At 30.4% G+C, this 12,600-nt stretch carries 14 protein-coding genes; 9 read left to right on the top strand and 5 right to left on the bottom strand.

Features of this window, described 5'->3' with window-relative positions; translation table 11 throughout:
- The first annotated feature begins 121 nt into the window (after positions 1-121).
- The 4 genes from larC (at position 122) to AACQ14_RS01750 (ending at position 2,278) form a co-directional block, all read left to right on the top strand.
- Positions 122-853, top strand: coding sequence for a nickel pincer cofactor biosynthesis protein LarC (larC, locus tag AACQ14_RS01735; protein WP_339361843.1), 732 nt, complete (start codon positions 122-124; stop codon positions 851-853).
- On the top strand, positions 850-1,257 hold the full coding sequence (locus tag AACQ14_RS01740; protein WP_339361844.1) for a DUF3842 family protein: 408 nt from the start codon (positions 850-852) through the stop codon (positions 1,255-1,257). The genes larC and AACQ14_RS01740 overlap by 4 nt, the downstream gene beginning before the upstream one ends.
- Positions 1,258-1,350: 93 nt before the next feature.
- Positions 1,351-1,869, top strand: a complete 519-nt coding sequence (locus AACQ14_RS01745) for an ECF transporter S component (RefSeq protein WP_339361845.1) — start codon at positions 1,351-1,353, stop codon at positions 1,867-1,869.
- Entirely contained in the window at positions 1,856-2,278 is a 423-nt protein-coding gene (locus AACQ14_RS01750; protein WP_339361846.1) for a DUF1893 domain-containing protein, read from the top strand. Before AACQ14_RS01745 ends, AACQ14_RS01750 begins: the two co-directional genes overlap by 14 nt.
- A 121-nt stretch (positions 2,279-2,399) precedes the next feature.
- Here the strand turns inward: AACQ14_RS01750 and AACQ14_RS01755 are convergent, their stop codons facing one another.
- Positions 2,400-2,660 carry a hypothetical protein gene (locus AACQ14_RS01755; protein WP_339361847.1) on the bottom strand — a complete coding sequence of 87 codons (261 nt, stop codon included), beginning with the start codon at positions 2,658-2,660 and terminating at the stop codon, positions 2,400-2,402.
- Positions 2,661-2,933: 273 nt separating this feature from the next.
- Between AACQ14_RS01755 and AACQ14_RS01760 the strand changes: the two genes are divergently transcribed.
- Positions 2,934-3,986 carry a DUF2804 family protein gene (locus AACQ14_RS01760; protein ID WP_339361848.1) on the top strand — a complete coding sequence of 351 codons (1,053 nt, stop codon included), beginning with the start codon at positions 2,934-2,936 and terminating at the stop codon, positions 3,984-3,986.
- 121 nt (positions 3,987-4,107) lie between these two features.
- Here the strand turns inward: AACQ14_RS01760 and AACQ14_RS01765 are convergent, their stop codons facing one another.
- The 4 genes from AACQ14_RS01765 to AACQ14_RS01780 all read right to left on the bottom strand — a co-directional run bounded on the left by AACQ14_RS01765 (position 4,108) and on the right by AACQ14_RS01780 (position 7,978).
- Positions 4,108-4,395 carry a DUF2325 domain-containing protein gene (locus tag AACQ14_RS01765; protein WP_339361849.1) on the bottom strand — a complete coding sequence of 96 codons (288 nt, stop codon included), beginning with the start codon at positions 4,393-4,395 and terminating at the stop codon, positions 4,108-4,110.
- 189 nt (positions 4,396-4,584) lie between these two features.
- Positions 4,585-5,742, bottom strand: coding sequence for an iron-containing alcohol dehydrogenase (locus tag AACQ14_RS01770; protein WP_339361850.1), 1,158 nt, complete (start codon positions 5,740-5,742; stop codon positions 4,585-4,587).
- A 17-nt stretch (positions 5,743-5,759) separates the two neighbouring features.
- Positions 5,760-7,148: an NADPH-dependent glutamate synthase gene (gene gltA / locus AACQ14_RS01775; protein WP_339361851.1), complete on the bottom strand. Its 1,389-nt coding sequence runs from the start codon at positions 7,146-7,148 to the stop codon at positions 5,760-5,762.
- 2 nt (positions 7,149-7,150) lie between these two features.
- Positions 7,151-7,978, bottom strand: coding sequence for a sulfide/dihydroorotate dehydrogenase-like FAD/NAD-binding protein (locus AACQ14_RS01780; RefSeq protein WP_339361852.1), 828 nt, complete (start codon positions 7,976-7,978; stop codon positions 7,151-7,153).
- A 286-nt stretch (positions 7,979-8,264) separates the two neighbouring features.
- Here AACQ14_RS01780 and AACQ14_RS01785 point away from each other — a divergent pair, with 286 nt between their 5' ends.
- The 4 genes from AACQ14_RS01785 to AACQ14_RS01800 all read left to right on the top strand — a co-directional run bounded on the left by AACQ14_RS01785 (position 8,265) and on the right by AACQ14_RS01800 (position 12,599).
- Positions 8,265-9,113: a helix-turn-helix transcriptional regulator gene (locus AACQ14_RS01785; protein WP_339361853.1), complete on the top strand. Its 849-nt coding sequence runs from the start codon at positions 8,265-8,267 to the stop codon at positions 9,111-9,113.
- Between the two features lie 165 nt (positions 9,114-9,278).
- A complete protein-coding gene (gene fbaA, locus AACQ14_RS01790; RefSeq protein ID WP_339361854.1) occupies positions 9,279-10,307 on the top strand; it encodes a class II fructose-bisphosphate aldolase in 1,029 nt (342 codons plus the stop codon).
- A 368-nt stretch (positions 10,308-10,675) separates the two neighbouring features.
- Positions 10,676-11,857: an ABC transporter substrate-binding protein gene (locus tag AACQ14_RS01795; protein WP_339361855.1), complete on the top strand. Its 1,182-nt coding sequence runs from the start codon at positions 10,676-10,678 to the stop codon at positions 11,855-11,857.
- Positions 11,832-12,599, top strand: a complete 768-nt coding sequence (locus AACQ14_RS01800; protein WP_339361856.1) for an ABC transporter permease — start codon at positions 11,832-11,834, stop codon at positions 12,597-12,599. The genes AACQ14_RS01795 and AACQ14_RS01800 overlap by 26 nt, the downstream gene beginning before the upstream one ends.
- Position 12,600 lies beyond the last annotated feature (1 nt).

Below are 12,600 nucleotides of genomic sequence, written 5' to 3' on the forward strand. Positions count from 1 at the left end.
TAATGTATTATAGTAAAATGGTTAAATTTATGTTAGAAAAGGTTGACTAAATTAGTATCATATGATAAAGTATAGTTGTTCCAAACGTTTGGTACAAATTTGGACAGCGGAGGTGATAGACATGAACAAAATACTTTATTTTGATTGTTTAGGTGGTCTTAGCGGCGATATGACCTTAGGAGCACTTGTTGATTTGGGTGTTGATAAAGACATTCTAATTGGAGAATTGAATAAACTTGGTGTTGAGGGATTCAGCCTTGATATTAATAAAAAAAGAAAAGATGGAATTAGTGCGACAGATGTTTATGTACATATTGATGAAAATTTAGTCTATCCAAAAAGGAATTTAAATGATATTATTAATATTATAAATGATAGTTCAATTAGTGTAAGAGCGAAAGAAATCAGTAAGTCAATATTTATCTTAGTTGCTGAGAGTGAAGCAAAGGTTCATGGGCAGCCTATAGAAGATATTTTCTTCCATGAAATAGGTGCATTGGATTCTATTGTAGATATTATTGGAGCTTCAATTTGTATTGATTTACTTGATATTGATAAAATATATGCATCTTCTATTCATTTAGGTACTGGATTCATAAAATGTGCAAATGGTATTATACCAATACCTGCTCCAGCTACCATGGAAGTTTTGAGAGATGTGCCGGTGTATCAGACTAATATCAAAACTGAATTAGTAACACCAACTGGTGCTGCTATCATTAAAACCATAGCAGAAGATTTCATTTCAATGCCTAAAATGACCATCAGAAAGATTGGTTATGGTTCGGGTAAAAAGAAATTACCTATAAAGAATTTATTAAGAGTCTTAATAGGAGAAGAGGTGGTTAATTGAAGATAGCTGTAGTTGATGGACAGGGCGGCGGCATTGGGAAAATTATTATTGATAAGTTAAAAAATAATATTGATGAAACTCATGAATTAATTGCACTTGGAACGAATTCAACTGCAACTACTGGTATGATAAAAGCTGGAGCGAACTCCGGTGCTACTGGTGAAAATGCTATAAAAGTAATGAGTAAAAGAGTTGATATTATTTTAGGTCCACTTGCAATCATGGTGCCTGACGCTATGATGGGTGAAATAACAACTGAAATTGCCTTATCAATTTCATCCAGTGACGCAAAAAAAATACTTTTACCCTTCAATAAGTGCAATATGGTTATTGCAGGAGTACAAGGTAAAAAATTAAATAAACTCATTGAAGAATTAGTGCAAGAAGTACTAAGATATATATAAACACCAAGAAGGTTGTTATACTTTTTTGGTGTTTATTTTTGTTTAACAGAAAGTAATGATAAATATTACATACAACTTGGAAGGAGAATTTTTATGAAGAGTAAACAATTGGTTTATACAGCATTATTTGCAGCTTTAGGGGTTATATTACCTCAGATGTTTCATGTTTTTGGGAGTATTTCTGGTAGAGCTTTCTTGCCTATGCACATACCTGTTTTATTAGCAGGATTCGTATGTGGACCTATCAGCGGGTTACTTGTTGGATTAACATCTGTACTAGTTAGTCATGTTTTCACAGGAATGCCACCTGTTCCAACTTTATTTTTTATGATTGTGGAGTTACCTGTATATGGATTGATGGCAGGTCTATTATTTAATAAATTTAGATTGAATATGATGTTATCATTGATTTTAGCAATGGTAGCAGGTAGAATAGTTGTTGGAATAATGATTATATGTGCAACCAGTTTATTTGGTATAACACTTCCACCATTTATCAATGTAGTTGGGATGACAATAGCTGGGTTGCCAGGTATAGCCTTGCAGATAGTTGTTATTCCATCAGTGATGCTTATAATCAGGAAAGTAGGGTACCAACATGCAACAGCTTAATAGTAATACATTAAATGAAAACAATTATACATGTATTGTGAAAAATAATGATGAAGTGGTATTTACTTCAACGGAAAGAGGAGTAAAACCTTTACTAGATTATATTAATGAAAATCATGAATATAAGAATATTACGGTTATTGATAGGATTATAGGTAAAGGTGCCATGTGTTTAGCTATAAAAAGTAAAGCTACGAAAGTACTTACACCTATAATCAGCAAAAAAGCATTAGAATTAGCTAATAAATATAATGTTCATGTAGAATATAAGAAGGTTGTTTCAGGAATAATTAACCGTACAGGTACAGGTCCTTGTCCAATAGAGAATGCAGTTTCTGATATAGAGGATGTTGAAGAGGCTTATAATATTATTTTGGACACATTGAAGGAACTGGCTAAAAATCAATAAATATAAAGCTTTGCATATAAAAACATGTCATAGACCACATTTTATGCAAAGCTTTTTATATCTTATAGGAAAGTTCCTTAGGACGACAGGGCATAGTCTTTTTTCTTATAGAATAATGGATTCATTTATTATTATTATAATCTGATCTCGCAGCATAAAAACAATCAATATTTTTAAGGGGTATTTTAACAGGTTCAAACTCTTTTCCAGTATACATTACACCAGTAATATAATCTTTTTTACATTCTTTTAGACGAAACATATGAGTAAACCCCATCTTTGATTTTATCATAACCATTTTATCCTGGTAATTTTTTAAATTCATTTTATCTCTGATTTTCTTAAAAGGCATTTCGTTATAGTATATATCTTTATTATCCATATATCCTCCATAGAATTCTACTCATAACTAATATATGAGTAGAAAGTGAGATAGTATACGTATTGTTTCGATGGATGTAAAAAATTTACTTGTTTAAAAGATAAAATAATTATATAATTTAAATTAAGGACTATTATGTAATTTGTTGTGAGTTTGATGAATTTTATGATAGTTTTTATTATATCGATATAAAAGACTGACTTGTATTTACTATAATTTATGACATCAATAGAGTATTACGTAAAGATAATATATTCTTTAGGAGGTTCTATTATGGAAGGTTATACAAGGGAAGTTAAAAATCAAATCAATAGTCTAGTAGATCAAGATGGAAAATTTCAATTTGGAACATATAATAAACCAGTCAAAAAATTAAATATGTTAGATGCTAAGAAACCATTAGGATTTCCATTTGGTAAGCACTTCAAAAATCTAAAATTAAAGGAATGGGAAGCATTTCAAGCAGGTAATCAGGATGTTTTTATGCTTGGAGCAGTTTATAATACTAAAACTTCTGCCCTTAATCAATTATCTATCTATGATAAAAGAAATAATAAACTCTATAATTATAGAAAATACTGTATCCCATGGAAACAAATATTAAGTACAAGCATGTATCAAAGTGAAAGTAAATATATATCAAAAGATTTCATGATGATAATATATAACAATCTTGAAGAAGGTAAAATCAACATAATTGTTAAAATAAGAAGTAAAAATGATTTGCCAAATATAAAATTGGAAATCACTGCTTTTCACTTAACAGAACCAATCGTTATCTGTCAACCTTTTGATACTAATAGAGGGCTATATTCTCATAAAGCATTAATGAATATGGAAGGAATTCTCTATCTTGGCAAAGAGAAAATTGTTTTTGATAAGAATACAGCTTTTACTATCATTGATGATCATAAAGGATATTATCCAAGTAATGTAAAATATGACTGGGTTACAGGATGTATCAATAATAAAGATACGGGACTTATAGGGTTTAATCTGACAGATAATCAAATCAAAGACCATGAAAAATATAATGAGAATTGTTTATGGATGAATGGTAATATGCAGGTACTGCCACCAATCAAATTCAAAAGGTCAGTTAAAGATGATAAAGAAGTGTGGAAAATAAAAGATGAGTATGGTATGGTAAATATATTATTTTATCCATTGGCTAAGCTTAAGCTGAAATTTAATTATGGCATCATTTATTCAGATTATGAAGGTCCTATGGGAACATTTAGAGGATATATCAAGGATAAAAATGATAATAAAATCATGCTTGATAAGTTTTTTGGTATGGGTGAAAAGAAAAGATATAGGATTTAAATGAGGTTAGGAACATTTTTGTTAGTATATATAATCTTAAGAAGTATTGCATAAAAAATGTTATAGATATTTAAGCAATAATAAAAAGGCTAGTTAATAGCCTTTTTATTATTAGAAACTATTAAATTACAGATTCTAAGTTTTTTATAGAATTATGTAGGGCATCAATACTACTGGAATGACATCTTAGAATTGGAATATTTTTCTTTTTTGCTTCCTTATTAGCAATTTTAACCATTTTATGTGAAACTGTACTAGTAAATATAAGTAAAGCGTCGGGAGTTCCAATACTCTTACTTAATCCACCTGACATTTGGGTAAATACTTTTAACTTGTGTCCAGCTTTCTTACAGACTGTTTTATATTCTCTATGCATACGGTCATGGCCGCCAATTAATACTATACTCATAATAATCACCTTTTTAACTTATTTTCTTATATTATACTAGAAATGATAATGATTGTCAATATCAGTTTTAGGAATATTTAGTTTTTACCTAAATTTATATATAGCCATAAGAAAATCCCTCTCGATTTTCGATTTCAAGAGGGATTTTACATTATATAATATAAGGTTGTAAGCTAGTTAATAAATTGATTAAATGTTTTTAGCAGTTGTACCATAGAATGCTGCTTTATATATTTCTTTTACATCTTCTGCACTAGATTGTCTTGGGTTAGTAAGGGTACATGGGTCAGCAAAAGCGTTTTTACTCATTCTATCTAAAACTTCATTGAATTTTTCTTCTGTCATTTCAACTTCTGTAACTTCTTTTAGAGTAGTTGGGATACCAACTTTTTTGTTTAATTCTTTTAATTCAGATACTAAATCATTAATTTCAAGTTGCTTTTCAATCTCAGCAAATTTGTCTGTAGCTTTCATATTGTATTCTACGATATATGGTAATAAGATAGCATTAGCTAAACCATGAGTAATACCAAGTTCTCCACCAATTTTGTGAGCTAAACTATGAACAAGTCCAAGTGAGGCGTTTGTAAATGCCATACCAGCTAGAGTAGAAGCATTATGCATATCTTCTCTTGCTTTCATGTTACTACCTTCAGCATAAGCTACTGGAATTTGTTTGAATACTAATTTGATTGCTTCCATAGCAAGTGGATCTGTATAGCTAGTTGCAGATGTTGAAACATAAGCTTCAATTGCATGGGTCATCACATCCATACCTGTATTAGCTGTAATATGAGCAGGCATTTTTGCAGGAAGTGCTGCATCTAATAATGCAATATCAGGTGTTATTTCATAAGATACTAATGGATATTTAATATGATTTTCTGTATCTGTGATTACTGAGAAAGCAGTAATTTCTGAAGCAGTACCACTTGTTGAAGGAATAGCTATAAATTTAGCTTGTGTTCTAAGTCTTGGGAATTTACCTGCAACTAAGTCTTCAAATTTTGTTTCTGGATACTCATAGTAAACCCACATAATCTTAGCAGCGTCAAGAGCAGAACCACCACCGATTGCAATAATCCAATCTGGCTTGAATTCAGCCATTTCTTTTCCGCCTCTAATTACTGTATCAATAGATGGATTAGGTTCAACACCATCAACTATAGATACTTCCATACCAGCTTTTTCTAATTGCTTTTTAGCTTCATCTAAGAAACCAAATCTTTTCATTGAACTACCACCTGTAACAAGTGTAGCTTTTTTACCTTCTAAAGTTGATAAATATTCTAATGCACCTTCTCCGAATACGATATCTTTTGGAACTCTGAACCATTGTAAACTCATTATAATTTCCTCCTTATTTAATTACTTTTTAATTTATTATCTATTGCAGCAGCAGCTTTTTTTCCAGCACCCATAGCTAGTATAACTGTCGCTGCACCTGTAACAGCATCACCACCAGCATAAACATTTTCTTTACTGGTTTCCATTGTTTCTTCTTCAACAATCAATCCACCCCAAGACTGAGTATCAAGTCCTTCAGTCGTTTGTCTGATAAGTGGGTTAGGGGTTTGACCTATTGCTACTATAACTGTTTCAACATCAATTACAAAATCACTATTTTCTATTGGACATGGTCTTCTTCTTCCAGATGCATCTGGTTCACCAAGTTCCATCTCTATACAATTAATACCTGTAACATATCCATTTTCACCAATTATCTTAGTTGGATTTGTTAATAGCTTGAATATAATTTCTTCTTCTTTTGCGTGATGAACTTCTTCTAATCTAGCGGGAAGTTCGTTTTCACTTCTTCTATAGATTATATATACATTCTCTGCACCTAATCTTTTTGCTGTTCTAGCTGCATCCATAGCAACATTACCACCACCTATGACTGCAACACTTTTACCAACTTTTATAGGTGTTGGAGAATCCTTTTCATAGGCTTTCATAAGATTAACTCTAGTTAAGTATTCATTAGCAGAGTAGACTCCATTAAGATTTTCACCTTCAATATTCATAAATCTTGGAAGACCAGCACCACTACCGATAAAAACAGCTTTATAATCTTCTTCAAATAATTCATCTATTGTAATAGAACGACCAACAAGTACATTAGTCTTAATATCTACACCTAATTTCTTTATTGTTTCAATTTCATTATTAACTAATTTTTTAGGAAGCCTGAATTCAGGAATACCGTAAGATAATACACCGCCTGTTTTATGTAGAGCTTCAAATAGTGTTATGTCATAACCTTTTTTAGCTAATTCGGATGCACATGAAAGTCCAGAAGGCCCAGCACCTACAACAGCCACTTTGATATTGTTTCTTTCAATGTCTGCTGATTCATTAGCGTTTGTATTCTGCATATGATAATCTGCTACAAATCTCTCTAAACGACCAATTGCTACTGGTTCACCTTTAATACCTCTTACACATTTACCTTCACATTGATTTTCTTGTGGACAGACTCTTCCGCAAATAGCAGGTAATGAATTTTCAGTAGTGATTATTTTGTATGCTTCTTCGAATTCACCACGGCTTACCGCATTAATGAATTCTGGAATTGGTACATTGACAGGACATCCGCTTACACAAGGTTTGTGTTTACATTGTAAACATCTTTTAGCTTCTGAGATTGCTTCTTCTTCTGTATAACCTAGAACTACTTCTTTGAAGTTTTTATTTCTGACTAAAGGTTCTTGTTCGCTGATTGGTGTTTTTGTTAATGATTTATTAAGCATTTCTAGTCCTCCAATCCTAGTCTACATACATGATCTTTTTCTTCTTCTTTATACATACCTTGACGTCTCATGGCCTCATCAAAATCAACTTGGTGACCATCAAAATCAGGACCATCAACACATGCGAATTTTGTTTCGCCGCCTACAGTTACACGACATCCTCCACACATACCTGTACCATCAATCATAATAGGATTCAAGGAAACATTTGTTTTGATATCATGCTTTTTGGTTATTTCACAAATGGCTTTCATCATGATTAAAGGTCCAATTGCAATAACTAAATCATATTTTTCGCCATTTTCTATTAATTTATTAAGTTTATCTGTTACAAAACCTTTGATTCCTTTTGAACCATCGTTTGTAGCATAATAAACGTTATCACTTATATTTTCCATTTCATCTTCTAGAATTATGAATTCTTTACTTCTGCCACCAAGTATAGTATCTACTTGTACACCTAATTCTTTCATTTTTTTTAATTGAGGATAAAGTGGAGCAATACCAACACCGCCACCTATACCTAAAACTCTTTTTACTTTATGAAGAGGTGCTGCTTGACCTAGAGGACCAACAAAGTCTTCTACAGAATCTCCTTCATTTTTAAGGCTTAATTTCTTAGTTGAATATCCTACAACTTGATATATAATAGTTACTGTTTCTTTTTTTCTATCATAATCGGCTATAGTTAAAGGAATTCGTTCTCCATCTTCATCAACCCTTAGAATGATGAATTGACCAGGTTCACATTTCCTTGCAACATATGGTGCATGGATTTCCATAAGTTCAACTAAATCATTTAACTTTCTTTTAGCTACGATTTTATACATTCTGACACCTCGTTATTATACTGTGATTGTTAATTATTAGACATTTTGTTACTTATTAAATACTTAACACTTAAATGACGCGTAAATAAAGCTAGTTTTTTATTCTTTATCAATTCCTCCAAAAAAATGGCGGAATACTAGCATTGACATTCTTGTAAGTTTTAGTTATCATGTATTTATGAGAAACATTATAATATGAAATCTAAAAAAAAACTAACATTAAATTTTAAAAAGTAATACTTTTTTGATTGAAATTGATAAAAATTTAACAAAAGAAGGTGGAGTTATGTTAAATCTCTTTGATAAAAAACTAGAAAGACTTGATGGGTTTGAGACAGATTATGTAAAAATACTATATTATGATTTGCCCAAAAATTTTTCAGGTGAATATAAATCATATGATTATTCTCGTTTTTGTACAATTCTCAGTGGAAGAAAGCATGTAACATTAAATAATAACAGAAAATTCATGTATACAAACGATAATTATCTATTATTACCTTCTAATTCAAAAGTGCATATGGATATAGATACAGATACAAAAGCATTGGTATTTGAGTTAAATGATGAACTAGTAAACAATGTACTTAATAAGGTCAATATAGAAGATTATATAAAGGAAGAGGTTAAAACAGATAACAACTATTTCCTAGGGCAAAATAAATATAATATATCAGAAGATATTAATAATATATTTGCTGCATCTAAGAGTAAAGAGAACAATAATGAATTCTTGATTGATTTGTATGCCCAAAAATTAGTATTTGATTTGATAAAGAATAAGTCCACATATCAGATACTTAATGGAAACAGCTCTCATCCAATAAATATAGCTGTAAAATATATTAATGAAAATATTGAAGAAATGATTAATATAAAGGAGATAGCAAAAGATTTGCATATGTCAGAATCTAATTTCTCCCATCTATTCAAGAAAGTTGTTGGTATTAAACCAGTTGAATATATTAAGAATAAAAAATTAGAGTTAGCATTAGAATATCTAAGAAATGAAAGTGTAACAGATGTAGCTTTTAATCTGGGATATGCGAATATTTCATATTTTATAAGGCTATTTAAAGATAAGTATAATATGACACCTAAACAATATAAATTAACTTATTTTGAAAAAATATAATAAAAATTTACTACCTGTAATATTATTTAGGTAATATAAATAAAATATTTTTGTCATTATCATTGACGTATTATAAATAATATCTTATTATGAATGTGTAACACAATAATAGGAGAATACTTTGAATTGGCAAAGTATTAATAAATATATGAGGAGTGAAATTTCATGCCAGTAGTTGATTACAAAAATTATTGCAAAATGCTTGATAGGGCCTTAGAAAATAAGTTTGCTTATCCAGCAGTTAATGTTTCTAATGTTGAAACAGCTAACGCAGTTCTAGAAGCGTTCGCTAGGGCAAAATCAGACGGAATTATTCAGGTATCCATAGGTGGAGGAAAGCATGCATCAGGTATGGTTGCCAATAGTGCAATTGGTGCTATATCACTTGCTAATCATATTCATCTTATGGCTGAAAAATACGATATTAACATTGCTTTACACACAGACCATTGTACAGCAGCTAATGTTGAGCCATTCATGAAGCCTCTTATTGAAGAGACTAAGAAAAGAAGAGCACAGGGGTTACCTAATCTATTTAACAGTCATATGTTTGATGGTTCTGATATTCCACTAGAAGAAAATATCAAAATATCTAAAGAACTTATGGCTCTTTGTGCTGAAAATGAGATTATACTAGAAGTTGAAGCTGGTGTAGTTGGTGGAGAAGAAGATGGTGTAAATAATGAAGATGTAGCAGCAGATAAATTATTTACAACTCCAGAAGATATGCTTATGTTTGAAGAAGCTTTAAAAGATGTTGGTGACCGATATATGTTAGCTGCAACATTTGGTAACGTACATGGTGTATACAAACCAGGTAATGTTAAGTTAAAGCCAATTATATTAAAAGAAGGTCAAGATGCATTAAAAGCTAAATATGGAGAAGATGCTAACTACTACTTAGTATTCCATGGTGGTTCAGGATCAACAAAAGAAGAAATAGAAGAAACACTTGAATATGGTGTAATCAAAATGAATATTGATACAGATACTCAATATGCATTTACTAGACCTGTAGTTGAACATATGTTTAAGCATTATGATGAAGTACTTAAGGTTGAGGGTGAAGTAGGGAATAAAAAAGCATATGACCCAAGAGCGTACTTAAAGAAAGCTCAAACAGGTATGGCTGAAAGAGTTATTGAAGCTTGTAACGTTTTAAGATCAAGCGGTCAAACTATGGGTAGACAATAATATTATAAATAAATATAGCTTACCTTATAATAATAAGATGAGCTATATTTTTTTTGCTGTAAAATAATATAGTTACTTCTTTTTAATAGGTCAATGATAAAATTAGGGTAAAAAATGTAAAATAAATATTTGGAAAGAGTAAATTTATGTTATAATAGTTAATTATATAAATTATATATAAAAAATAAATAAAATTTATATTATACATAAGTTGAATTAAATAATTGCTATAGAGCCAGTAATTTTATTCAACTTATAAAATCAAGGAAAATATATTGGACTTATTGAAACGGGTGTTTAATGTTTAAGTTCAATATATATAGCTACCAATTTAGAAGTTAATGAGAGATAAGAAAGGATAAATGATTATGAAGAATTTGAGTAAAATATTGTGTTTGATGCTTACACTAGTACTTATGACTGCTTTATTTGCAGGGGGTAAATCCAATAAAAAGAAAGATGTTGAGGATGATGTATATACACAGGAACAAGAGAACAATAAAGAAGTTGATGAAGATAAAGAATCAGTAGATAATAAAGAAGAAGAGAACGCAGATAAAGATGTTAAAGACGAAACTAATAAAGAAGAGGATAAGGATGAAGCTGATAAAGAAGAAAACAAAGATGAATCCTCAGATGAAACAAGCTTAAAAGATACAACTATAAGAGTTGCTACATTAAAAGGACCTACAGGAATGGGTATGGCAAAATTAATGGAAGATGTAACTACAGGTGAATCAGAAGTTAATTGTGAATTTACTTTAACTGGTGCACCAGATGATTTGGTTGGTAAAATTGTTAATAAAGAAGTAGACTTTGCTTGCCTTCCAACAAATTTAGCTTCTGTTTTATATAATAAAACAAAAGGTGGTATCAAACTTGCGGCAGTTAATACACTTGGTGTATTATACATCATGGAAGTAGGTAATGAGATTAATGATGTTAATGACCTTAAGGGGAAAGAAATCTATGCTAGTGGAAAAGGATCAGTTCCAGATTATATATTACAATATATATTAAAGGAAAATGATATAGACCCTGAAAAAGATGTAGATATTAATTTCTCTATGCAGCATGCAGAAGTTGCTACAACTGTAATATCAGGAGACAACAAAATCGCTTTATTACCACAACCATTTGTAACTACTGTATCAATGAAAAACAAAGATGCTAGAATTGCACTTGATATTACAAAAGAGTGGGAAAAAATCCAAGGTGAAGATAGTCCACTTGCAATGGGATGTATCGTAGTAGATGCAGAATTTGCCGCTAACAATAAAGAACTAGTAGATAAATTTCTACAAGAATATAAAGAATCAGTAGACTTTGTTAATGCTAATCATGAAGAAGCTGGAAAGTTAATTGAAAAAAATGAAATCTTACCTAGTGCTGCCATTGCACAAAAAGCTATACCTAATTGTAATATAGTTTATATGAATGCTACTGATGCAAAAGATACATTACATAACCTATATGAAATACTATTTGACTTCAATCCAAAGTCATTAGGAGGAAAATTACCTGATGGAGACTTCTATTACCAAAAATAGACGACGAGTATATAAAATAATAGCTTTAATATTTTGGATAATAGTATGGGAGATTATTGCCTTAGCTATCAATAAGGAAATATATCTTCCTACTCCTTATAATACTTTTAAGGTATTATTGGAAGAAATCAAAACAGTTATGTTTTGGCAGACAATCTTTGCAACTATATTCAGAGTTGCCTTCGGTTTTATAATAGCATGTATTGTAGGAATATTGGTAGGTATAATATGCGGAATTAACCATTTTATGTATGAAATTCTTAATCTAATAATAGTTGCAGTAAAATCAACACCAGTTATGTCTTTTATACTTATTGCATTGGTATGGTTCAAATCAGAGAATGTACCTATTTTTATATGCTTTTTGATGTGTTTTCCTATCATATGGACTTCCGTTGTTGGAGGAATTAAACATATTGACAGAAGATTGATAGACATGGCGTATGTATATAAGGTTGATAAAAGATATATAATAAAAGATATCTATGTACCTTCAATCATTCCATATATTACAACTGCTATGATAACATCTCTTGGACTAGGATGGAAAGTAACAGTTGCCGCTGAGGTACTTAGCAGTCCTAAGTTTTCCATAGGTACAAAACTCTATAATGCAAAAGTATATATAGAATCAGAACAATTATTTGCTTGGACAATAGTTGTTATCGTTTTGAGTTTGATGCTAGAATATATATTCAAGTATTTACTTAGAAAAATTCTGCCAGTACGTATACAAAAGTAGG

The organism is Vallitalea maricola (genome assembly GCF_036985595.1).
In the GTDB taxonomy this organism is placed as follows: Bacteria; Bacillota; Clostridia; order Lachnospirales; family Vallitaleaceae; genus Vallitalea; species Vallitalea maricola.